Raw genomic sequence first — 22,828 nt, 5'->3', positions numbered from 1 at the left:
AGTTATTCCTCATAAATAGGCGATAACGTAGCATCAATGCCAAACAGGCGCTGCCCGAAGGGTTCTGCCTAGGGACAATTAACTCTTTGTTGCTCGGTTTTTACTTAGCCCACTAGGTTACAAACCTCGCGCCGCGATTAAATTGTCCCTAGTTTGAACAAATATTAATCCGTAAAGGTCACCAGACCCTAGCCTTTTATTTTTTAGAGAAATTTTTGTGGTTAACTCATCCCCTTTTAAAGCCTCTTTTTTAGGTCCTCGTTATTGGCTAACGTGGATTGGTGTCTTGTTTTTATATCTTATTTCGTGGTTACCACAAAAACTACAATTAACCATGGGTAAACAACTTGGGCATTTAGTTTACAAATATATGAAACGCAGAAGACACATCGCTGAGGTTAACATTAAACGCTGTTTTCCGACGATGAGCGAAGCCGAGCAGCAACACTTAGTACTAAAAAACATGGAAAATACCGGCATTGCCATGGTTGAAACCGGTATGGCTTGGTGGTGGCCGAAATGGCGCGTCGAAAAAGTGCTGGGTTCACTAAAAGGACTTGAACATTTTGAACGCGTCCAACAATCTGGAAAAGGTGTTTTATTACTTGTTCCACATGTACTTCATCTTGAAATGGCCAGTCGCGTAATGGGATTAAAGTGCCAGGGTATTGGTTTTTATCGCCCACATAATAACGCATTAATGGAGTATTTCACTACCAACGGGCGTCTTCGCTCTAACGAATACATGGTTGGTAAAAAAGACGTAAAAGGGCTATTAAAAGCGTTAAAAAATAAAAAAGTGTGCTATTACTTACCTGATCAAGATTATGGTCGTAACCGCTGTGAGTTTGTGCCATTTTATGCCGTGCCCGACACTGCAACAACCACCGGAACACTGATGTTTGCAGGCAGTAAAAGTTGCGAAACAATGAGCCTAATTACGCATCGAGATAACGACGGAAAATATCATTTAGAAATCGTCCCTGAGCTTGAAAACTTCCCAAGTGGCGACGATAAAGCAGATGTAAGGCGTGTAAATCAGCGTATGGAGCAATCAATAAATGCCGCTCCTGAGCAATATATGTGGCTACATAGGCGCTTTAAAACACGACCAGATAAAGACGCTCCATCTTTTTATTAAAAGTGGATTATTAAATAATAATGATGAGTAACGCCTATGTGGTTTTGGATTAGATATTTACTTTTAGCTTTATTGTTAATTGGCGCAGCCATTTACTTTTTGCTCAATAGTGCTTCGTCGCTAAATTATAAACAAACCACTAATGCTGCGGCTGAAGGGTTTTCTCGGTTTTATGCATCAATTCGCAACAGAATCAACACTGATAAAAATAATAATAAATTTGTCATTCAATTGGACAAACCCGATCTCAGCCTCGATAGAGCACTTAATCAACGCTCTTTTGTAGTAAAACCTATGCCTTTAAATTGGAGTGGAAAAACAGGACCGCGTCGCTTCCAACGCGACGAAACCTTACGTACAGTACTCACTCAATATGCTGATAATGAAGGTGTTAAATTATTATGGTACTTAGACAAAGATTACGTAGTAAAAGATCATTTTCGTATAGACGGTAGCTTTAATTCAGCTTTATACCGCGTTAGCCGATCTATCAATGATGACTTTGAAAATGAAGTGTACGCGTTCTTTTGTCCAAAACAACGTGCTGCCGTTATTACCGAGTTACCATCTGAGTTTGTGCGTTCAAACTGTTTAAAAATAAGTAATTAACTACCTTTGGTTTACTTTATTGATATGTATGCGCTCAAATATATTGAGCGCAGAGGCATTAAACCTCTTTATCTAACGCAAATATAGCCATCCAAACAGCACTTACATTATTAATATCTTCGCTAAATTCTTCTCGTTTTACGCAACGACCTAGCTGATCTAAGCTCAACACATGATAGCGAGAGCGATAAGCTATATACGCTTGAATAAGCTGCTGTTTTTGAATATCACTGATACACCCAATTTTAGCCGCGTCAGTTAAAATTCTGACATTGTCAGAATTGTCACATAAATGAGTAAACTCATGGGCATGTTTTAATACCAAGTATTGCGTTATAAACTCAATATCCGTCATAGCACCGACATCTTGTTTTAAATCAAACTGCTGCGCATTGCCTTTAGCTAAATGACCGCGCATTTTTTCACGCATTTTTATAACATCTTGTTTTAAAATATTTTCATCACGTTTTTGGCATAATATTTCGGCTCGAATTTGCGCAAACCGTGCCCCTAGTTCAGCTTGGCCTAAAATCAACCGAGCTCTAACCAATGCTTGGTGCTCCCACGTCCATGCCTGTGTTTGCTGATAATGATGGAAGCTTTCTAGGTTTATCGCTAATAATCCAGAAGCCCCTTCTGGGCGCAGACGAGTATCTAACTCATATAAAATGCCAGAGGCAGTACGAGTATTAAATAAATGCATTAATCGTTGCGCTAGTTTTAAATAAAACTGCCTTGAATCAATTGTTTTATCACCACTGGTGTAGCTTGTACCATCATGGTTATGCACAAAAACTAGATCTAAGTCAGAGTCATAACCCACCTCAAAGCCCCCCGTTTTACCATAAGCAATAACCGCAAACCCCTTATTCTCATCATTAGTGTTAGGCGGCATACCAAAGCGTTTTACACAATGATACCAAGCAATATTGACAGCCTGATCAACTATCGACTCAGCCAGTGCTGTTAAGTGATCGCTTACTTTCATCACATCAAGAACACCTGTGGCATCAGCGGCGGCAATGCGTAATTGATGGGTTTGCTTAAATTGACGCAAGGCCTCCATTTGCTGCTCTAAATCATCATGTTCGATGCGTAAAAAATACTGCCTTATTTCATCTTTGTAGGCCGTTAATGGGGTTGGTTTGTAAAGTACAGCGGGGTCGATAAGTTCATCAAGTAAAATGGGATACAATGAAATATGCTCGCCAATCCATTTGCTATGACAACAGAGCAAAACCAATTGTTTTAATGTGCCAGGATTTTCATACAACAATTCTAAATAAGCAGTGCGCGAAATAATTTTATTTAAAATTTGGCATACCGTTGCAAAGGCGTTCGCACTGGCATTAAAGTCGTTTAATTGCTTAAGTAATGCAGGCATTAATTTATCAAGGATATCACGTCCACGATTGCCCACTTTAGCTTTACAAAGCCGTTGTTTAAAATCATGAAGTGGTGTTTGCCATTCATCTCTGGGCTCATTTAAAAAGCTCACATCGCCATGATCCCAAGCACTAATAAACGCCCCTTCACAGGTATCTAATGGTTCAATCTCTTCACCAATAACTTGGGTAAATTCGTTATGTATTTGGCTCATAACATGGTCAATTTTCACAAGTGTTGCTTTAAAATCAGCCTTATTTAGCAATACATATAGTCGCTGTTGATTTAGCTCATCTTCGGGCAGTGTTTGTGTTTGTTGATCATCAAATATTTGTAGGTATTGCTCTACTTTGCGTAAGTATAAGTAATTGTTTTTTAAATCTTTAGCCTCAAGTTCATCAATAACTTGGCTAAGAGTCAGCTCTTTTAATGCAATTAGTAAAGATTGCGTTTGTAAGTTTGCCTCTCTGCCGCCTCGCACCATTTGCAAAGCCTGAACAATAAACTCCACTTCGCGAATTCCACCGCCGCCTAATTTAATATTATTAGTTAAGCGCTTACGGCGCACCTCTTGGGCAATCATAAGCTTCATCTTTCTTAGCGACTCAATAACCGAAAAATCGATATAGCGGCGATACACAAATGGCTTTAATAACGTATTAAATTCATCCCAATAAACATTAGGTGACCCAATTATACGCCCTTTTAACATCGCGTAGCGCTCCCAATCACGCCCTTGCTCTTGGTAATAATCTTCAATGGCAGTAAAACTCATCACCAATGGACCACTTTCACCAAATGGACGCAAACGCATATCGACACGAAAAACCTGACCATCGACCGTACATTGATTAAGCGCTGCAATCAGCTTTTGCGCCACTTTAGTGTAGAAAACAGATGCCTCGAGTGAACGACGCCCACCTTGGGTTTTAACATTGCGCGGGTATGCAAAAATAAGATCGATATCTGATGAGTAGTTAAGTTCTTGCCCACCTAGTTTTCCCATTCCTAATACCATTAACGGTAGTGGATTGTTGTGCTCATCGACTGGCTCACCATTGGTTTTAGCGACATTTTTATAAGCCCATTGATTAGCACTGTCGATCAGTTTGTTGGCAAGTTCACTAATGTAGTGAATACTATTTTCAATCGGGTTTTTACAGCATAAATCTAAAAAAGCCACCTTTAACCAATATTTTTCTCGATATTGGCGCAGTAACTTATGACACTCACTTTCCTCTATTTCACTAATATCAAGCTGCGCAAAAGGATCAGAAATTTTTCTATTTTTAATTTCTTGCTCACATAACAACCAAGACAGCAGCGTAGGTTGAGAACTTAAACTGCGCCAAGCAAAATCACTTAACGCTAATAGCCGCACTATCTGTTGCTGCGTTTGTTGCGCTGGATACAGCGCTGCAAAGCGTGTTTCGCCAAGTTTTTGTAATTGAATAGGAAGCTGCGTGTCATTACTCATCAATACCCTCTTTTATCTCACCAATAACCATACTAGAATGATTAAAAACCTATCAAGGTAAATCTATTTAGGAACACCATGTCATATTTGTCATTATCTAACACTAGTTTAGTTGCGATTACCATTAGTTTTGTTGTTATTTGCATTACCATTATTTGTTTGAGAATTGTAACTCAAATAAAAGCAAAACAAGCACTTAAGGAAGAATTAGCGCAACATGATAATTTTGCAATGGGGATTAGTTTTGCCTCTGAAATATTAGTAGTGATCGCCACGATCGCATTTTTGTTTGATGAAATAAGCATTAGCACCGCACAATCAAACCCATTAAAGGTCATATTATTAATTGTGCTGTTATTTTCATTTATTAAAATAGGGCATTTAATTCACCGTAAATGGATATTACATCGCTTTAATGAAGAAGCAGCAATATTAAAACAAAACGTCTGTGCCGCGCTGGTTGATTCTGGAATGCTGATTGCCAACCTGATTTTAGTCCTTGGTTTGTATAAATGGACTCACGCTAAGGGCTTTAGTAGCTTATTAATTGCCTCGGTGAGCTTTTTTTTATTACAAGGTATGTTTGCCATAGACAGTAAAATACGAGAATACCGCTTTGCCAAAGCGAATCAAGGTGCATCATTACAAAGTAATTTTGGCTTAGAAAATACCTCTATTGGTATTCGCTATGCGGGTAAGTCAATTGGATTAGCACTTGCGGCTTATGCTGGTTTATCTAGCGCAGCATTTCAAAGTGGTAAAATGGTAGAAAACTTATTTACCTTGGTAATGCATTGCGGTGTGATGTGGCTGTTACTATACTGCTTAACATATATTATAAAGATTATCTCAATGCCTAATATTGACACTGCCCTTGAAGTCGATCATCAAGATAATATTGGTATTGCATGTATTGAGTTTACTGTATTTTGTGCTTCGGGATATTTATTGATAAGTATGTTTTCAATTTAGTACTGGGCTTGTTAATCTGAGTCGTTAACAAATCCCCTTATTTAACAGTCTGGTAAAACTAATGGGTATTTGGGCATATGAGAATTAAAACAGCAAGTTATCTATTAATTGATATAGACAACGAGTTTAGTCGTGCGTTTGCCATACATTATTTAAATACCAAGGCCTGTGCTAAATTAGACATAATAGTAGCCGGAGAGAATACCCAAAAACTGGTTAAAATGATGTTTGATGGGCTTGTTAAAGATTATTGCTATTGCGATATTGGAAACGAAATAAGCGTCTCAGAGCTTGCCAGCTACCTTCACCAACATCACAATATTCAAGGTGTACTGTTTAACCAAACAGATTACTTACTCGCTGATGATACACAGCGCTTTATTTATAACTCACTACATGAAAAGCGCTATACGATTATTCAAACAGACCAGGGGTATGACATTAAGCCCATAAAAGATGAATGCCATTCAAACCATTTATCCTGTGATAGCGATATAGCCCAAACCGCACAGGAGTTAACAGCCCGTTTAACTTGCGAAGATGAAAAATAAATAATTGCACCCAAGCCTTAGCTTACTTACCATAGAGGGATATAACTTCTATGTAAAAAGTGATTCGTCATGCGAGTGCCTCATATTTATCAATCATCACCAATTACCCTTAATACCCCTTTAAACCTAGACGATGACGCTGCAGGCCATGTCGGTCGTGTGTTACGTATGAAAGTGGGCGAACAGGTTTCTATTTTTAATGGTGAAGGGGGTGAATTTCTCAGTGAAATTATTGACGTGAGTAAAAAAAACGTTGTTGTTATGCCCCTTGAATTTAATCCTCATGACGTTGAATCGCCATTAAAGATTCATTTAGGCCAGTGTGTATCCCGTGGTGATAAAATGGATTTTACTATTCAAAAGTCGGTTGAATTAGGGATCACTGAAATAACGCCTATTTTTAGTCAGCGCTGCGGCGTCAAGCTCAGCGGTGATCGCCTAGAAAAAAAACACCAGCAATGGCAAAAAATAGCCATTGCTGCTGCAGAGCAATCCGGACGCAACTTTGTACCAACCATTAATCCTCCCGTAGATTTAAAACACTGGCTTGAACAGCAAACCGATGCAATTAAATTAACGTTACACCCACGCGCCGAGCACAGTATTAAAACCATTACCGTTCCTGATGGTGGCGTGCGCTTTTTAGTTGGCCCTGAAGGGGGATTTACCGATGATGAAATAGCGCAAACTAAACAACAAGAATTTGTAGGTATTCGCTTAGGCCCGCGAGTACTTCGCACAGAAACAGCAGCTTTAACTGTTTTAAGTGCACTGCAATTACAATTTGGCGATTTAGCTAATTGAAATAACTAAAAGCACCCACATATCAAGATTACAGTTGTAAAAAACACATAAATTAAGGCACAGCGCATGGCAATTAAGTTAGGTATTATTTCAGATCCTATTAGTGGATTTAACATTAAAAAAGACACCGGTTTTGCAATGATGATGCAAGCGCAAACCCGTGGCTACGAAATTTACTATATGGAAATGGATGATTTATCGCTGCGTCAAGGTAATGCCTACGCCACTGCAGCCAAAGCGAAGGTTTTTGATAACACAGAAAAATGGTATGAGCTTGAAGAAAAAACCACCATTGCGCTGGCTGATTTAGACGTTATTTTAATGCGTAAAGATCCGCCTTTTGATACTGAATATATTTACGCAACCTATATTTTAGAACGTGCAGAACAAGCGGGCACATTAGTGATTAATAAACCACAAAGCTTGCGCGACGCCAATGAAAAACTCTTTACCGCTTGGTTTAGTGAGCACACACCTGATACGCTAGTTACGCGCAGTCAAAAGCAAATTCGTGAGTTTTTAGCCCAGCATAAAGATATTATTTTAAAACCGCTTGATGGCATGGGTGGCGCCTCTATTTTTAGAGTAAAAGCTGATGATGCTAATATAGGCGTAATATGCGAAACCTTAACCGAGCATGGTAGCCGCTTTGCCATGGCGCAAAATTATATCCCAGAGATCACCCAAGGCGATAAGCGCGTATTGGTTGTTGATGGTGAAGTGATTCCTTATTGCTTAGCGCGTATTCCACAAAATGGCGAAACACGCGGTAATTTAGCCGCAGGCGGTCGTGGTGAAGCCCGCCCAATTAGCGAATCAGATCTTAAGATTGCAAAGGCGGTCGCCCCTACTTTGAAAGAAAAAGGCTTAATATTTGTAGGTTTAGATATTATTGGTGATAAGTTAACTGAGATTAACGTAACGGCGCCAACCTGCGTAAAAGAAATTGAAGCCGCTTACGATATTTCAATTACCGGCATTTTATTTGATGCAATAGAGAAAAAGCTTAATAAATAAATTATCACTGAACCAGTTCTAAGATATAAAGCGATGACGCTTATCGTGTCATCGCTGAAAACTCGAATAAATCTTTAGTGTTAAAACATGGGACTATGCCATACTCAAGATTCAATAACTAAAAGGGTAAAACTTATGCAGTCATTAGAAAATCACTTTTTAATCGCAATGCCATCAATGCAAGACCCTTTTTTTAAACGTGCCGTCACTTATATTTGTGAACACAACGAAGAAGGCGCTATGGGATTGGTGATCAATCAGCCGATTGATGTCACCGTAGGTGAGTTACTCGACAAAATTGATATTGATAACGATAAATCTCAACATGCCGCTCAAGTGACCGTGTTTGCTGGCGGGCCGGTAAAAACAGACCGTGGCTTTGTGCTACATTCACCTAAACCTGGGTACTCGGCAAGCCAAAAGTTGAGCAGTGATATTATGATCACCACCTCAAAAGATGTGTTAGCCACGTTAACCACAGCCCAAGCACCCGAGCAATTTATTATTACTTTAGGCTACTCCGGTTGGGAACAAGGCCAATTAGAGCAAGAGCTATTAGACAATAGCTGGCTGATCATTAAAGCCGATCCTAAAATAATATTTGATACTCCAGTAGAAAAACGCTGGGAAATGGCCGTTTCTATGCTTGGTTTTGATGTTAGTCAACTAAGCCCCGAAGCTGGGCATGCTTAAAAAGACACATATGACTAAAAAAACACTAAAACCGCAGGGTGAGCGCACCGTTATGGGATTTGACTTTGGTACTAAGAGTATTGGTATTGCTATTGGTCAAGAGCTCACTGGCAGTGCGACCAGCTTAAAGGCGGTGAAAGCCCAAGATGGCATCCCTAATTGGGACGACATTGCTGTGCAAGTAAAAGAATGGCAACCCGATTTAATGGTGGTCGGTTTACCGCTAAATATGGATGGCACCTCGCAAGAGGTGACCTTTAAAGCTAAAAAATTTGCTAATCGTTTGCACAACCATTACGGCATTGCAGTTCATACTCAAGATGAACGCTTAACGACTGCAGATGCAAAGGCACGGCTGTTTGAACGTGGTGGCTATAAAAATTTAGGTAAAGGTAACGTAGATAATATGTCTGCGGTGATCATTCTAGAGAGTTTTTTTGAAGCCAGTTATGGTGAATAAAGTACTTAAACACACATAAAAAAAGCGCCTAAGGCGCTTTTTTTGTGTGTATCTAGGTCATATTGCCTTTGTCATCAAGGCCATCAATGGTCACACCTTGTAAGAAGCCTGCGCCTTGTTGCTCGTTATTACGTAGTTTAATCATCAAGCGTAAGTCATTTGGCGAATCCGCATGATGCAGCGCATCGGCATAATTAATACGTTGCTGTCTGTAAAGCTCAAACAGCGCTTGGTCAAAGGTTTGCATGCCCATCTCTGTTGATTTAGCCATGGTTTCTTTAATGCCACCAATATTACCGTTTTTAATTAGCTCACTGACCATTGGCGTATTAAGTAATACCTCAATGGCAGCAACACGCCCTTCCCCATCAGAGGTCGGAATAAGTTGCTGAGCAATGATAGCGCGTAAATTTAATGCTAAGTCATATTTAAGCTTATCGTGCTTTTCTTTTGGTACTAAGTGCATAATGCGGTCAATGGCTTGGTTAGCATTGTTGGCATGCAAAGTAGCAACACATAAGTGCCCAGTTTCTGCAAAGCTCAACGCATATTCCATGGTTTCTTGTGAGCGAATTTCACCAATTAAAATAACATCAGGCGCTTGGCGCAAAGAGCTTTTAAGTGCGGATTCAAAGCTTTCAGTGTCTAGGCCTACTTCACGTTGGGTAATGATACTTTTTTTATGTTCATGCACAAATTCAATCGGATCTTCTATGGTTAAAATATGCCCGCGTTGATTGCGATTTCTGTAACCAATAAGTGCCGCCAAAGATGTTGATTTACCGGTTCCTGTACCACCTACAAATAGCACTAAGCCCCGCTTTGACATAATCACATCAGTCAGTGCAGAGGGTAAACCAAGTTCATTAACATCGGGAATTTTAGTGACGATTCGGCGAATAACCATGCCCGCTCTGTCGCGTTGCCAAAAAGCCGAAATACGAAAACGCCCTTCGCTGGTTGCAATTGCAAAATTACACTCTTTAGTGTTATGAAACTCTGTTTTTTGCTTTTCACTCATTGCTGATTCCACCAGCTCTAGCGCTTGCTCATCGGTTAATTTATCGTCATTAAGAGGAGTTAGCTCGCCGTTAATTTTAGCGCTGATAGGGAGCTGGCTCGATACAAATAAATCAGAGCCTTTTTTGTCGATCATTATTTGTAAAAAGTGATTTAAAGATAAAGTCATAATAATTCCTTAAGCGCTAAACTGCGTCTTATCTTGTGCTTTTGCATGCGCCGCAATATGAGTGATGATGCCACGGTTAACAAGATTTGTTAAACATTGATCCATAGTTTGCATGCCCTGCGACGCACCGGTTTGAATTGATGAGTACATTTGAGCAATTTTATCTTCACGAATTAAGTTACGAATAGCCGGTGTCGCCAACATAATTTCGTGTGCAGCCACTCGCCCACCCCCTACTTTTTTTATCAATGTTTGTGAGATTACCGCACGTAATGACTCAGAAAGCATAGAGCGGATCATGTCTTTTTCTTCACCAGGGAATACATCAATGATACGGTCAATGGTTTTAGGGGCCGACGTGGTATGCAAAGTGCCAAACACCAAGTGACCAGTTTCAGCAGCAGTCATAGCAAGGCGAATAGTTTCTAAATCTCGTAATTCACCGACCAAAATAACATCAGGGTCTTCACGCAATGCACTTCGTAAGGCGTTAGAAAAACTATGAGTATCACGATGAACCTCACGCTGGTTAATTAAGCTGAGTTTATTGTCGTGAACAAATTCAATAGGATCTTCTATAGTCAGCACATGGTGATGTTTGTTTTGGTTTATATAATCGACCATGGCTGCAAGTGTAGTCGACTTACCAGAACCTGTAGGGCCTGTAACAAGTACTAAGCCGCGTGGATTATCTGAAATTTGTTTAAATATTTCAGGTGCGCCTAAATCCTCGAGAGTGAGTACGTCACTCGGGATGGTACGAAATACAGCCGCAGGGCCACGGTTAGAGTTAAAGGCATTTACACGAAAACGTGCTAAATTAGGAACTTCAAAAGAAAAATCTACTTCGAGATTTTGTTCATAGTCCTTACGCTGGTTATCGTTCATAATGTCATAAACCAGACTGCTGACTTCTTTATCTCCAAGTGCTGGTATATTAATACGTCGCACATCGCCATCAACACGTATCATAGGTGATACCCCTGATGATAAGTGCAAATCTGATGCTTTATGTTGCACACTAAATGCCAATAATTCGGTGATATCCATTTATGACTCCACAACTAACTGATAAATATATGGTTACAATAGCAGAACGACTCACATCCGCCTACGCTAGAATTGCAGAGGCAACGCAAAATGCGCAGCGTAATAGTAACGATGTTACGTTACTTGCAGTATCTAAAACCAAACCTGTCTCTGATATTATGGCAGCTTATGAGCAAGGGCAACGCCAATTTGGTGAATCTTATGTTCAAGAGGCTGTAGATAAAATAGCGCAACTAGACACATTTAGCGATATTGTTTGGCATTTCATTGGCCCTATTCAGTCAAATAAAAGTGCCTTAGTGGCTGCCAATTTTGCTTGGGTGCAAAGTGTAGACAGGCTTAAAATAGCCAAGCGATTAAACAGCCAACGCCCTGAGACAATGCCGCCACTGAATGTACTTATTCAAGTCAATATTAGCGAAGAAGAAGCAAAGTCTGGTTGTCACCCAGATGAAATCGCTGAGCTGGCACAATATATAGACCAATGCACGCATTTAAGGCTGCGTGGACTGATGACTATTCCCGCAAAAAGTGACGATGAAAACACGCAAGTTCAATATTTTGAGCAATTACAAACTTGCTTTGATAAACTACAGATCCAATATCCTTATATAGACACGTTGTCGATGGGGATGAGTAACGATGTAGAAGCTGCCATAGCGGCAGGTTCAACCATGGTGAGGATTGGCACAGATATTTTTGGAACACGAACTTAAAAGGTGATAACAGACATATGTCAGATAAAAAAATCGCATTTATAGGCACAGGTAATATGAGCTACGCCATCATTGGTGGCATGGTAAAAAACGGCTTTAACGCAAACAACATTATTGCGACTAACCGCAACCAAGAAAAACTAGCTAAGGTAGCTGCCGACTTTAAGGTGCAAACCACCAGTGACAATAACGAAGCTATGCGCGATGCCGATGTCATTGTTTTGTCTGTTAAACCACAAATGATGGGCGATTTATGCCAATCATTTCAAGATTCAGGCATCGACTTTAGTGATAAATTATTTATCTCAGTTGCTGCGGGTTTAACCGTAAAACGCTTACGTGAAATGCTTGGCCAAGATGTGAAAATGGTGCGTTGTATGCCAAATACGCCATCATTACTTGGCCGTGGTGTATCTGGCTTATATGGTGCTGGCGAAACCCAAAGCGAGCATGAATTTGTACAACGAGTATTTGAATGTACAGGAATTGTAGTATGGGTTGAACAAGAGTCACAAATAAACGATATTATTGCTGTTACCGGCTCTTCACCGGCTTACTTTTTCTTGTTTATGGAAGCGATTGAAGAAAAAGCCAAAGCGCTTGGATTTAGTGATGAAGATGCACGCCGCTTAGTGCAGCAAACCGCCCTTGGCGCAGCTGAAATGGCACTTAGCCAGCCAGACATTACTATTTCACAACTACGTGCAAATGTAACGTCAAAAGGTGGTACCACGCATGCAGCCGTTGAGCATTTAAAAGCGCAAGGTTTAACCCAAACTGTGGGTGATGCAATGGATGCGTGTATTGCGCGTGCAGTGCAAATGGAACAAGAACTTTAAAACCATTTTTTATTGAAGGTTATACTATGAATGCCATGCAATTTTTAATTAGCACCTTGTTTGATCTATTTTTAATGGTGGTACTACTGCGTTTTTGGCTACAGTGGGCAAAAGCCGACTTTTACAACCCAATGAGCCAATTTGTGGTCAAAGCCACTTCGTTTGCAGTTAACCCGCTTAGAAAAATAATTCCGGGATTAGGCGGGCTTGACTTAGCCTCTTTGTTGCTGGCATTTATAGTGGCTGTGGCAAAAATAAGTACCCTAATGTGGCTTATTTACAGCTCTTGGGCTATTCAGCCTGTGCTTATACAGGCGCTAATAACTGTTTTAAAAGAAGGTTTAAATTTAGTCTTTTGGGTGTTAATCATCCGCGCTATTTTAAGCTGGGTAAGCCAAGGCTATAACCCAATTGAAGCGGTATTCCATCAGCTTACTGAGCCAATGTTAAAGCCCATCCGTAAAATTTTACCGCCATTAGGGGGATTAGATTTATCGGTATTGGTACTGATCATCGGTATTCAGTTTTTACAAATGCTGCTGATGGACCTTTTAGCTTAAGCAGTTCGTAATATAAAAGAGGCCTAGCGCCTCTTTCATACCTAATTAGGAGTTAACCATGCAAGGTTTAATAAAGTTTTGTATTATTGCTTTTTTCGCTTTGGCGTTTAATGCCCATAGCGCACAAGAGCAAGGTGCCCAATATAAAGAACTAGGCCCTTGGCAAGTTCACTATATCGCCTTTCCATCCACGTTTATTCAGCCACAAATAGCCAAAACCTACGGCCTTGAGCGTAGTGGTTATAAAGGCATCGTAAATATTTCTATCTTAAAAAATAATGCCGATAAAACTGCGCAAAAAGCAGTATTACAAGGCACAGCTAAAAATTTACTAGGCAATAAACAAACTCTTAACTTTAAAGAAGTGATTGAGGGAGACTCTATTTATTACCTAGCCCAAGTAGATTACACCAACGAAGAAATTTTACGTTTTGACATTGCAATTGAGCAAGGTAACAAGTTTCAAACGTTAAAGTTTCAGCAAAAATTTTATGTAGATTAACTATGACCAATACCTTAGTACTTGCAACCGGCAACCCCGGCAAAGTAAATGAGCTGGCTAACATGCTCAGCTCGCTTAACATTAACGTAGTACCACAAAGCGACTTTAATGTGGGCGACGTGGCCGAAACGGGCACAACGTTTGTAGAAAACGCGATAATTAAAGCGCGTCATGCAGCTAAAATAACCGGATTACCGGCTATTGCTGATGATTCGGGATTAGAAGTTGATAGCTTAAATGGCGCACCCGGTGTTTACTCTGCTCGCTTTGCAGGTAAAGGCGCAAGTGATCAAGATAATATCGATAAATTACTCGCTGATTTAGGCGATAACCCTAATCGCCGTGCTCGTTTTTGGTGTGTATTGGTACTGATGCGTCACGCCGACGACCCTACCCCACTTATTTGCAGTGCTAGCTGGGAGGGCGAAATTACCCTAACCCAACACGGTGAAGGTGGCTTTGGTTACGATCCTATCTTTTTTGTGCCATCAGAAAATTGCACCAGTGCAGAGCTGACAAAAGCGCAAAAAAATGCCCTAAGTCATCGTGGGCAAGCACTTAAAATGTTACTGCAAGCGCTACAGCATAAAGGCGGCCTGTGAACCTTCCTCCACTGAGTTTATATGTGCACGTGCCATGGTGCGTGCAAAAATGCCCTTATTGCGATTTTAATAGCCACGGGCAAAAAGGTGACATCCCTGAAGCTGAATATGTGCAGCATTTAATCGACGATTTAAAAGCTGATTTACACTTAGTACAAGGGCGTAAGATTCACAGTATTTTTATTGGCGGCGGCACACCAAGCTTACTAACTGGTGCGGCATACACACGCTTGCTCAAAGAAGTAGATAGCCTAATCGGCTTAAGCGATAACTGTGAAATAACGCTCGAAGCAAATCCTGGCACAGTCGAAACTGGTCGTTTTAAAGACTATGTAAAAGCAGGCATTAACCGTATCTCTATTGGCGTGCAAAGCATGCAAAACGACAAATTAAAAGCCTTAGGCCGAATTCATGGTGCCGATGAAGCCAACTATGCAGCACAACAAGCCAGTGAAGCAGGATTAAATAGCTTTAATCTTGATTTAATGCATGGCTTACCAGGGCAGTCTCTTGATGACGCGCTCAGTGATTTAAAGCAAATTATTGCGCTTAATCCACCACATATTTCGTGGTATCAGCTCACGATTGAACCAAATACGCAATTTGCTTCAAAACCGCCGACTTTGCCACAAGACGAAACCTTGTGGGATATTCAAGAGCAAGGTCAAACATTGTTAGCACAAGCAGGCTATCAGCAATATGAAATATCAGGGTATGCAAAACCTGGCTATCAATGCCAACATAACTTGAATTATTGGCGGTTTGGCGATTATCTTGGCATTGGCTGCGGCGCTCATGGTAAGGTCACTGATGCGAAAACGGGGGTGATAACACGCACTGAAAAGGTAAAACACCCTCGGGGCTACATGGACATTATTAAGCCCTACTTGTACAAAAGCTGGCAAGTAGAACAAGACGACTTAGCGTTTGAGTTTTTTATGAATCGCTTTCGTTTAACAGAGCCATGCCCGATTGAAGACTACAGTGCACTGACTAATCAGCCATTACAAAGCCAACAAGCGGCTTTAAATAAAGCTATTAACACAGGTTTATTAATAGAAAAGGACGGCCATTGGCAAGTAAGCCTTAAAGGCCATCGCTTTTTAAATGACCTGCTAGAATTGTTCGTATAACGCTTTTGCCGTTATGCGCATGTAAAGTAAATACATGAAAAATTAAAATACCCTAATGGGTTTCTAACAACAAAAGGGAAACGAATGCGTAAACTTACTCTAATTGCTGCCACGGTAAGCGTGGCACTGCTTGCAGGTTGCCAACAAGCAACACAACAATCAATGCCTGCACCTGCGGTTCAAGCACAACCTGTACAAAGTGAAATTGATAAAGCGAATGCGTTTTTTGAAGACACTTTTAATCGTGATGTAATGAGTAGCCCAGTTTATCAAACCTACATGGGTATCAAAAAAGATTACGATAAATGGGATGACAACAGCGAAGAAAAAGCACGTAAAGATCTAGCACAGGCGAAAGATGACCTTGCTAGGTTAAACAGTATTAAGCGTGCTCAGTTAGATACGGCAACTCAAGTTAGTTATGATTTAAAAAAACAAGCTTTAGAAGCCAGCATTGCTGATTTTAAATGGCGCTATCATACCTACCCAGTAAACCAAATGTATGGTACTCACTCTATGGTGCCAGCTTTTTTAATTAACCAGCATCAAATTAGCAACGTAAAAGAAGCCAACGATTACATTGCTCGTTTAAATGGGGTGCCCGGTGTATTTGATCAGCTTATTACTGGCTTAGAAATTCGCGCCGATAAAAACATCATCGCGCCTAAATTTGTATTTCCACACGTGATTGATTCAAGCAAAAACATCATTAAAGGTGCACCGTTTGAACAAGGTGACGATTCAACGCTTTTAGCTGACTTTAAACGCAAAGTTAATGCCTTAGAAATAGATCAAGCTGAAAAAGATGCACTTATTAGTAAAGCGACTGACGCATTAAAAACAGCAGTGAAACCTGCCTACTCTAAGCTTATTAACTACATTGCACAGTTAGAAAAACGTGCTGATGAGCGTGACGGTGCTTGGAAATTCCCTGATGGCGAAGCGTTTTACAATAACGCACTGAAACGTACCACCACGACAGACCTTACAGCAAAAGAAATTCATGCCATTGGCCTTGCTGAAGTGTCACGTATTCATGATGAAATGCGTGCCATTAAAGAGAAAGTCGGTTTTAAAGGCGATTTAAACGCCTTTATGCAGTTTATGAAAACAGACAAGCAATTTTATCTACCTAATACTGAAGCTGGTAAGGCGCAGTACCTCAGCGAAGCCAAAGGTTTAATTGATAACATGAAAACACGCTTAGATGAGCTGTTTATTGTAAAGCCAAAGGCTGACATGATTGTAAAACGTGTTGAAGCATTCCGTGAAAAAGCCGCAGGTAAAGCATTTTATCAACAACCTGCACCAGATGGTTCACGCCCAGGTGTATACTATGCGAACCTTTACGACATGGAGGCAATGCCAACATACCAAATGGAAGCCTTGGCTTATCATGAGGGGCTCCCTGGGCATCACATGCAAATTGCTATTTCACAAGAGCTAGAAGGTGTACCTAAGTTCCGTAAATTTGGCCGTTCCACGGCTTACATCGAAGGATGGGGGTTATACTCAGAATTACTACCTAAAGAAATGGGCCTTTACGAAGACCCCTATTCAGATTTTGGTCGCTTAGCTATGGAATTATGGCGTGCGTGTCGTTTAGTTGTTGATACCGGCATTCACGACATGAAGTGGACTCGCCAACAAGGTATTGATTACTACGTTAACAACACCCCTAACGCCACTTCTGACGCCGTAAAAATGGTTGAGCGTCACATTGTAATGCCATCTCAAGCAACGGCTTATAAAGTAGGTATGCTGAAAATTTTAGAACTACGCGAAGATGCTAAAAAGCAACTTGGCGATAAGTTTGATATTCGTCAGTTCCACGATGTAGTTCTTAAAAATGGCCCTGTACCATTAAATGTACTAGAGGGTTTTGTAAACGAATGGGTTGCAAGTAAACAAGCTTAATTTTTAAGTCATTGCTTCAACATATAAAAGGTCGCAATTGCGGCCTTTTGTTTTATAAAGCAAAAAATTAAGCTAGGATAAAGTGGCTATTCAAGGAGAACAAAATGGATCTAAGCATACAGTTACTCAATGCGCGCATTAAACAACAACAGTTTGATGAGCTAAATAACGACTTTAAAAAGCTCACTGAGGCGCAACAAGTGATGCAGCTTAATTACTTATTTGAAAGCGCGTTACGCATGAGTATTAAGTACGATTTTATGCAAAACATTGCCGTGCGTATTTTAACGACTAATACCCCACCTGCACAATTTATTGAGCAACTAACCAGCTTAGACGCACTGAGCTTTTTTACCCCTGCGCTTAAATTAAATAAAGGATTTATAAGCATAGATAACGGCGGCAATAACGTATTACATAATGCTTTTAAACATGCATCGCCAACCCAATTGCCTTTTAACTATATTCGCTCGCTGATGTTATTTGAATCTAACGAGGCGTTACTGCATGCATTAGCGCAAACTAATCAGCAAGGGCTCACTCCCGTTGCCTGTTATATTGCGTACGCACATAAGCCAAATATACCAGTAAAACATGAGTTTTCTGCCCTACTGGCATTAATGGAAATAGAGCAAAAGCAAAACTCAGCAGCAAAGCTAAAATTGCTTGAGGTATTAAAAAATAATCCTCCAAGCGAAATAACCTTATTATTAAGCGCTGCTTATTTACAGCGCTCTACTGAGCAAGTGGCAGTATTAATCTGATAAGTAATATTCTACGCTGGTAACAACACGGACATTTTTGATTTGTGGCGTATTTGAATCACGATCGCTAATGCTAAACTGCCCTTGGCGAGCCGTTTTAATTTTACCTAAACGTGAATTTGAATCTTTAGCAAATTTATCTGCCACTTCACGGGCTTTTTCTGTAGCTTGTTGAACCATCGCAGGTTTTATATCGTTAAGTCCTGTAAACATATACTCAATACGGGTCTGGTAGTTATCTTGGACAATGGCAATATTTTGTTTAGCCAACTGACTCACTTTACTGAGTGCGTTTTTGACTTTATCTGGGGCGTTGGAATAAACAATAATATTTGAGCTAATAACATACCTAAATTTTTGATTATCATTGGCGTATTCACGCGCTTGCTTATCAATAATAGATTGCGTGCCTGTCGATATCTCTTCATCATCAAAGCCATGTAACTTTAAAAAGGCAATCACCGCATCATTTTTTTGTTCAACTCGCTCAACCAACTTTTCAAGATCATTGTCGGCATCATTAAACTGTAAAGGCCAGATAACGGTATCAGCCACAACTTCACGCTCAGCCAACCCTTTTACCTGAACTGTACGCTCCATTCCTTTAATATCAAGCGCAGCTCCTTTTAAAATAAACCCCAAAGTAATTAAGCCAATACTTAAACACACCGCTGCCATAACAACGGCTAGATTCGATATTTTATTCACCTTTTTCTCCTTGACCAATATCAACAATTAACATGTTCACGCTCGAAAAAACACAATAAACAGGTTACATTGAGAAGATGCAGATAGCAAAACTTAATCAGCCAAGGAAACGCAATGAGTCTAAAACGTATTAGCCAGTTTTTTAACCCAAGCTCAGTCGCTGTTATTGGGGCATCAAACACCCCCACTCGAGCTGGTAATGTAGTGATGCGCAATCTATTACAAGGCGGGTTTAAAGGGCCTATCATGCCTGTTACGCCTAATCATAGCGCGGTGCATGGCGTTTTGGCTTACCCTAGCATTGAAGCCCTACCAAAAGTTCCTGATCTAGCCGTTATCTGTACCAATAAAAACACCTTAATGAACATTATTGAGCAACTCGGTACGCTGGGATGTCATAGCGCTATTATTATTGCTGATGGCCTAACAAGTATACAAAAACAGGCACTTAAAGAAAGCGCTGGCAAACATAAAGTCACTCTGCTTGGATCAAATTGTTTAGGGTTACTTATTCCGCATATAGGTTTAAACGCGAGTTTTTCTCACACCGTTGCCACTTCAGGGAAACTGGCTTTTGTGTCGCAATCAGCGGCTGTTTGCTCAACGATTCTTGATTGGGCGAAAAATAAAGAAATTGGCTTTTCATACTTTATATCTATGGGGGATTGCTTAGATATTGAGTTTGACGAAATACTCGACTTTTTAGGACGCGATGCCAAAACCAAAGCCATTCTCCTTTATATTGATAATATTAATGATATTCGCAGCTTTATTTCTGCCGCGCGTGCAGCGGCATTTTCTAAGCCTGTCATTGCCATTAAAACCGGAAGAACCAGCGCTGGTGCGCTCGCTGCAGAAATACACACTGGCGGAAAACAAAGCTCAGATGCGGTATATGATGCTATGTTTCAACGCGCAGGGATGTTAAGAGTAAATGATTTACGCGAACTTTTTGCCGCCACTCAAACCTTAGCAATGCACCCTAAACTCCTGCAAGTAGAACAACTAACCATATTAACCAACGGTGGCGGCCCTGGAGTAATGGCCGTTGATGAACTCATTCAAAGTTCAGGTAAACTTACTCAGCTTAGTGATGAAACGCGCGACGCACTCAATAAAGTGATCCCACATTCAGACACAGTAAGCAACCCGATTGATATATTTGGTGACTCAGCCCCCGTTCGTTACAAGTATGCACTTGAGATATTACTAAACGCTAAAGAAGTTAAAAACTTACTGATCATCCATACTCCATCAGCTTTGGCTGCGAGTGAAAGTTATGCTCAAGTGATAGTTGAAGCCCTAAATAAATTACCAAAAATGGCTCGCCCTTATGTGATGACTAATTTCATGGGAGAAGATGCCGCCTTTGCAGCCAGACGAATCTGTGCCAATAACGCTATCCCCACCTACCGAACACCAGAAGGTGCCGTAGGCGCCTTTATGCATTTAGTGAGCTATCGTCGTAACCAAAAACATTTAACCCAAACGCCAGAATCAAACACCGATGATGCGACAATTAATAAAGCAGCAGCAAAAGTAGCGATTAAAGAGTTTTTAGATGATGAGCAACGCTACCTATCAACCCATCAAGCAAGTCAAATTTTAAGTCACTACGGCATAGACTGCATCCAAACAGAAGTTGCCTACACGCCAACCGAAGCAAAAGAGCAAGCAATAGAGCTGGGGTTTCCGGTAGCATTAAAGCTAATGAGCCCGAGCATTCCTTCTAAGTCTGAAGTCGGAGGTGTAGTACTCAACCTTAATGATGCACAAGAGGTAGAGCAAACCGCATTTGCCATGTTACTTAGAATAAAAAACACCTACCCTGATGCCATTATTGATGGCTTTTCATTACAAAAAATGGCACCTAGGGCAGGCGCAAATGAGCTGCGCATAGCGATTAAAACAGAGCCTAACTTTGGCCCGGTTATTTTATTAGGTGAGGCAGGAACAGGACTTGAATACGCTCAAGCCGCGGTGGCATTGCCACCACTGAATATGAACCTAGCTAAATATTTAATTGCCGCAGCCCACGATAAAGGTGTGCTTAAAGATCGCGTTCTGCCAGAAAAAGTTGATAAATATCGTTTGTGCGCCCTACTGACCCGAATTTCCCAATTGGTTGTCGATCAACCCGATATCACCTCATTAGAGCTTAACCCTATTTTAGCGAGCAATGGGCAATTTTTGGTGCTTGATGCCACTATGAATTTAAATCAGTATCAGGTTCAGCCGCACCGAAAACGTTTATCTATACGACCTTACCCTATAGAGCTGGTTGAAACAGTGACCCTTAAAAATAATTCTTTAGCAACGCTCAGACCTATCAAACCTGAGGATGAGCAAGCACACCAAGCGTTTGATCGTTCATTAACAAAAGAAGATAGATATAAACGCTTTTTTGGTGAGTTACCACAATTTAACCATGATCAACTCGCTAAAATGACGCAAATTGATTACGACCGCGAAATGGCGTTTATTGTTACCCAACCACAAGACGAGCAACAGCGTACTCTAGGAGTATCACGGGTAATTATGGATCCCGATAACTTACAGGCAGAGTTTGCTATTGTGGTACGTTCTGACTGCCAAGGGCTAGGATTAGGGCGTATTTTAATGAACGCGGCGATTTCTCACTGCAGGCGCCAAGGAGTAAAAACCGTTGAGGGGATCACCCTACCTGAAAACACAGGTATGATTGAGCTAGCTCGTAAACTCGGGTTTAAAATTAGTCGTGATTTTGAAGAAGGCAGTATCAACATGCTGCTCACATTGTAATAAATATTATGCGAAAACTAAGAAAAACCATAAACCAAGTATTTGAAGCCTCAGGTAAATATCAACGAGCGGGGCGTATTTTGGATGTGATACTCATCAGTATTATTATAGTGAATGTGGTGGCAATAGTACTTGAGTCAGTGCGTAGTATTGCCATTGAGTACCGTAGTGAGTTTTTAATGCTGGAACTGACATCCGTTGCCATATTTAGCGTTGAGTATCTAATACGTGCCTGGACTTGTGTAGACAGAACAAAGTATGCCGCAATGAACTGCTCAAATACACAAAAACGGATTCGCTATATTTTATCACCGCTAGCAATTGTTGATTTAATTGCTATTTTACCAAGCTTATTGATGTTTTTCTTTACCATTGATTTACGCTTTTTACGCGTGTTGCGATTATTACGCGTCTTTAAACTCACTCGTTACTCGCGAGCTATGCAGTTGTTATTACAAGCATTTATTAATGAGTCAAGTTCACTCCTAGCCGCTTTTTTTATTATGTTTGTGGTGCTTATTTTAGCTTCTTGCGGTATTTATTTATTAGAGCATGACATTCAACCAGACAAGTTTGGCTCTATTCCTGCTGCCATGTGGTGGGCAATGGCCACTCTTACTACTGTAGGTTATGGTGATGTTGTGCCTATAACCCCCATGGGTAAACTATTTGGCGGAGTAATAACATTAGTGAGTATGGGGATGGTTGCAATACCAACCGGTTTATTAGCGTCAAGTTTCTCAGAGCAAGTTCGTAAACGTCGCCAGCTATTTGAAGATGCCACCCACGAGAAAATAACAGACGGTAAGCTCACTGATGAACAACTTCATCATCTTGAGCTACTACGCTATAAGCTAGGGCTAAGCAAACTTGAAGCCAATAAAGCGATAAAAGATGAGCTTAATAAACGCAGCTCACACTTATATTGTCGCCATTGTGGAAATCGCCCTTAACTAA

22 protein-coding genes are annotated in these 22,828 nt (G+C 40.6%); 18 read left to right on the top strand and 4 right to left on the bottom strand.

What is annotated here, in order from left to right; genetic code table 11:
• The first annotated feature begins 217 nt into the window (after positions 1-217).
• Positions 218-1,141: an LpxL/LpxP family Kdo(2)-lipid IV(A) lauroyl/palmitoleoyl acyltransferase gene (gene lpxL, locus KG708_RS13695; protein WP_213610628.1), complete on the top strand. Its 924-nt coding sequence runs from the start codon at positions 218-220 to the stop codon at positions 1,139-1,141.
• Between the two features lie 36 nt (positions 1,142-1,177).
• Positions 1,178-1,750 (top strand): toxin co-regulated pilus biosynthesis Q family protein, encoded by a 573-nt coding sequence (locus KG708_RS13690; RefSeq protein WP_213610626.1) that lies wholly within the window; start codon positions 1,178-1,180, stop codon positions 1,748-1,750.
• 58 nt (positions 1,751-1,808) lie between these two features.
• Here the strand turns inward: KG708_RS13690 and glnE are convergent, their stop codons facing one another.
• Positions 1,809-4,613, bottom strand: coding sequence for a bifunctional [glutamate--ammonia ligase]-adenylyl-L-tyrosine phosphorylase/[glutamate--ammonia-ligase] adenylyltransferase (glnE, locus tag KG708_RS13685; RefSeq protein ID WP_213610623.1), 2,805 nt, complete (start codon positions 4,611-4,613; stop codon positions 1,809-1,811).
• 78 nt (positions 4,614-4,691) lie between these two features.
• Here glnE and KG708_RS13680 point away from each other — a divergent pair, with 78 nt between their 5' ends.
• The 6 genes from KG708_RS13680 to ruvX all read left to right on the top strand — a co-directional run bounded on the left by KG708_RS13680 (position 4,692) and on the right by ruvX (position 9,110).
• Entirely contained in the window at positions 4,692-5,585 is an 894-nt protein-coding gene (locus KG708_RS13680; protein WP_213610621.1) for a hypothetical protein, read from the top strand.
• Between the two features lie 77 nt (positions 5,586-5,662).
• Positions 5,663-6,136, top strand: a complete 474-nt coding sequence (locus KG708_RS13675) for a hypothetical protein (protein ID WP_213610619.1) — start codon at positions 5,663-5,665, stop codon at positions 6,134-6,136.
• A 69-nt stretch (positions 6,137-6,205) separates the two neighbouring features.
• A complete protein-coding gene (gene rsmE / locus KG708_RS13670) occupies positions 6,206-6,940 on the top strand; it encodes a 16S rRNA (uracil(1498)-N(3))-methyltransferase (RefSeq protein WP_213610617.1) in 735 nt (244 codons plus the stop codon).
• A gap of 66 nt (positions 6,941-7,006) precedes the next feature.
• On the top strand, positions 7,007-7,957 hold the full coding sequence (gene gshB / locus KG708_RS13665; RefSeq protein WP_213610615.1) for a glutathione synthase: 951 nt from the start codon (positions 7,007-7,009) through the stop codon (positions 7,955-7,957).
• A gap of 135 nt (positions 7,958-8,092) precedes the next feature.
• Entirely contained in the window at positions 8,093-8,650 is a 558-nt protein-coding gene (locus KG708_RS13660; RefSeq protein ID WP_024600819.1) for a YqgE/AlgH family protein, read from the top strand.
• A gap of 10 nt (positions 8,651-8,660) precedes the next feature.
• Entirely contained in the window at positions 8,661-9,110 is a 450-nt protein-coding gene (ruvX, locus tag KG708_RS13655; RefSeq protein ID WP_008113324.1) for a Holliday junction resolvase RuvX, read from the top strand.
• Positions 9,111-9,162: 52 nt separating this feature from the next.
• Here the strand turns inward: ruvX and KG708_RS13650 are convergent, their stop codons facing one another.
• Both KG708_RS13650 and KG708_RS13645 read right to left on the bottom strand, forming a co-directional pair.
• Positions 9,163-10,299, bottom strand: a complete 1,137-nt coding sequence (locus KG708_RS13650; protein WP_213610613.1) for a PilT/PilU family type 4a pilus ATPase — start codon at positions 10,297-10,299, stop codon at positions 9,163-9,165.
• A gap of 9 nt (positions 10,300-10,308) precedes the next feature.
• A complete protein-coding gene (locus KG708_RS13645) occupies positions 10,309-11,349 on the bottom strand; it encodes a type IV pilus twitching motility protein PilT (RefSeq protein WP_213610611.1) in 1,041 nt (346 codons plus the stop codon).
• Between the two features lie 2 nt (positions 11,350-11,351).
• Here KG708_RS13645 and KG708_RS13640 point away from each other — a divergent pair, with 2 nt between their 5' ends.
• The 8 genes from KG708_RS13640 to KG708_RS13605 all read left to right on the top strand — a co-directional run bounded on the left by KG708_RS13640 (position 11,352) and on the right by KG708_RS13605 (position 18,382).
• Positions 11,352-12,065 (top strand): YggS family pyridoxal phosphate-dependent enzyme, encoded by a 714-nt coding sequence (locus KG708_RS13640; RefSeq protein WP_213610609.1) that lies wholly within the window; start codon positions 11,352-11,354, stop codon positions 12,063-12,065.
• A gap of 17 nt (positions 12,066-12,082) precedes the next feature.
• Positions 12,083-12,904 carry a pyrroline-5-carboxylate reductase gene (gene proC, locus KG708_RS13635; RefSeq protein WP_213610607.1) on the top strand — a complete coding sequence of 274 codons (822 nt, stop codon included), beginning with the start codon at positions 12,083-12,085 and terminating at the stop codon, positions 12,902-12,904.
• 26 nt (positions 12,905-12,930) lie between these two features.
• Positions 12,931-13,464 (top strand): YggT family protein, encoded by a 534-nt coding sequence (locus tag KG708_RS13630; RefSeq protein WP_213610605.1) that lies wholly within the window; start codon positions 12,931-12,933, stop codon positions 13,462-13,464.
• A 58-nt stretch (positions 13,465-13,522) separates the two neighbouring features.
• Positions 13,523-13,966, top strand: coding sequence for a DUF4426 domain-containing protein (locus tag KG708_RS13625; protein ID WP_213610603.1), 444 nt, complete (start codon positions 13,523-13,525; stop codon positions 13,964-13,966).
• A gap of 2 nt (positions 13,967-13,968) precedes the next feature.
• Positions 13,969-14,568 carry an XTP/dITP diphosphatase gene (locus KG708_RS13620; RefSeq protein ID WP_213610601.1) on the top strand — a complete coding sequence of 200 codons (600 nt, stop codon included), beginning with the start codon at positions 13,969-13,971 and terminating at the stop codon, positions 14,566-14,568.
• Positions 14,565-15,701, top strand: a complete 1,137-nt coding sequence (gene hemW, locus KG708_RS13615; RefSeq protein WP_213610599.1) for a radical SAM family heme chaperone HemW — start codon at positions 14,565-14,567, stop codon at positions 15,699-15,701. The genes KG708_RS13620 and hemW overlap by 4 nt, the downstream gene beginning before the upstream one ends.
• 84 nt (positions 15,702-15,785) lie before the next feature.
• A complete protein-coding gene (locus tag KG708_RS13610) occupies positions 15,786-17,618 on the top strand; it encodes a DUF885 family protein (RefSeq protein ID WP_213610597.1) in 1,833 nt (610 codons plus the stop codon).
• A gap of 104 nt (positions 17,619-17,722) precedes the next feature.
• A complete protein-coding gene (locus KG708_RS13605) occupies positions 17,723-18,382 on the top strand; it encodes a hypothetical protein (protein WP_213610595.1) in 660 nt (219 codons plus the stop codon).
• Here the strand turns inward: KG708_RS13605 and KG708_RS13600 are convergent.
• Positions 18,374-19,090, bottom strand: a complete 717-nt coding sequence (locus KG708_RS13600) for an SIMPL domain-containing protein (protein ID WP_213610593.1) — start codon at positions 19,088-19,090, stop codon at positions 18,374-18,376. The genes KG708_RS13605 and KG708_RS13600 overlap by 9 nt on opposite strands.
• Positions 19,091-19,204: 114 nt before the next feature.
• Between KG708_RS13600 and KG708_RS13595 the strand changes: the two genes are divergently transcribed.
• The gene (locus tag KG708_RS13595; protein ID WP_213610591.1) at positions 19,205-21,871 is read left to right on the top strand and encodes a bifunctional acetate--CoA ligase family protein/GNAT family N-acetyltransferase; all 2,667 of its coding nucleotides are present in this window, start codon (positions 19,205-19,207) and stop codon (positions 21,869-21,871) included.
• 8 nt (positions 21,872-21,879) lie between these two features.
• Complete coding sequence (locus KG708_RS13590; protein WP_213610589.1) at positions 21,880-22,824, top strand: ion transporter; 945 nt, start codon at positions 21,880-21,882, stop codon at positions 22,822-22,824.
• Positions 22,825-22,828: the final 4 nt, after the last annotated feature.

It is taken from the genome of Pseudoalteromonas sp., from assembly GCF_018402495.1.
Classification (GTDB): domain Bacteria; phylum Pseudomonadota; class Gammaproteobacteria; order Enterobacterales; family Alteromonadaceae; genus Pseudoalteromonas.
This window is presented reverse-complemented; position numbering and strand designations above follow the sequence as displayed.

Coding starts and splice junctions, on each gene's coding strand:
- gshB (WP_213610615.1), top strand. CDS start 7,007: ATGGCAATTAAGTTAGGTATTATTTCAGATCCTATTAGTGGATTTAAC.
- ruvX (WP_008113324.1), top strand. CDS start 8,661: ATGACTAAAAAAACACTAAAACCGCAGGGTGAGCGCACCGTTATGGGA.
- KG708_RS13650 (WP_213610613.1), bottom strand. CDS start 10,299: ATGACTTTATCTTTAAATCACTTTTTACAAATAATGATCGACAAAAAA.
- KG708_RS13690 (WP_213610626.1), top strand. CDS start 1,178: ATGTGGTTTTGGATTAGATATTTACTTTTAGCTTTATTGTTAATTGGC.
- KG708_RS13620 (WP_213610601.1), top strand. CDS start 13,969: ATGACCAATACCTTAGTACTTGCAACCGGCAACCCCGGCAAAGTAAAT.
- KG708_RS13630 (WP_213610605.1), top strand. CDS start 12,931: ATGAATGCCATGCAATTTTTAATTAGCACCTTGTTTGATCTATTTTTA.
- rsmE (WP_213610617.1), top strand. CDS start 6,206: ATGCGAGTGCCTCATATTTATCAATCATCACCAATTACCCTTAATACC.
- KG708_RS13660 (WP_024600819.1), top strand. CDS start 8,093: ATGCAGTCATTAGAAAATCACTTTTTAATCGCAATGCCATCAATGCAA.
- KG708_RS13625 (WP_213610603.1), top strand. CDS start 13,523: ATGCAAGGTTTAATAAAGTTTTGTATTATTGCTTTTTTCGCTTTGGCG.
- KG708_RS13675 (WP_213610619.1), top strand. CDS start 5,663: ATGAGAATTAAAACAGCAAGTTATCTATTAATTGATATAGACAACGAG.
- KG708_RS13640 (WP_213610609.1), top strand. CDS start 11,352: ATGACTCCACAACTAACTGATAAATATATGGTTACAATAGCAGAACGA.
- proC (WP_213610607.1), top strand. CDS start 12,083: ATGTCAGATAAAAAAATCGCATTTATAGGCACAGGTAATATGAGCTAC.
- KG708_RS13680 (WP_213610621.1), top strand. CDS start 4,692: ATGTCATATTTGTCATTATCTAACACTAGTTTAGTTGCGATTACCATT.
- KG708_RS13605 (WP_213610595.1), top strand. CDS start 17,723: ATGGATCTAAGCATACAGTTACTCAATGCGCGCATTAAACAACAACAG.
- KG708_RS13595 (WP_213610591.1), top strand. CDS start 19,205: ATGAGTCTAAAACGTATTAGCCAGTTTTTTAACCCAAGCTCAGTCGCT.
- KG708_RS13645 (WP_213610611.1), bottom strand. CDS start 11,349: ATGGATATCACCGAATTATTGGCATTTAGTGTGCAACATAAAGCATCA.
- KG708_RS13590 (WP_213610589.1), top strand. CDS start 21,880: ATGCGAAAACTAAGAAAAACCATAAACCAAGTATTTGAAGCCTCAGGT.
- glnE (WP_213610623.1), bottom strand. CDS start 4,613: ATGAGTAATGACACGCAGCTTCCTATTCAATTACAAAAACTTGGCGAA.
- KG708_RS13610 (WP_213610597.1), top strand. CDS start 15,786: ATGCGTAAACTTACTCTAATTGCTGCCACGGTAAGCGTGGCACTGCTT.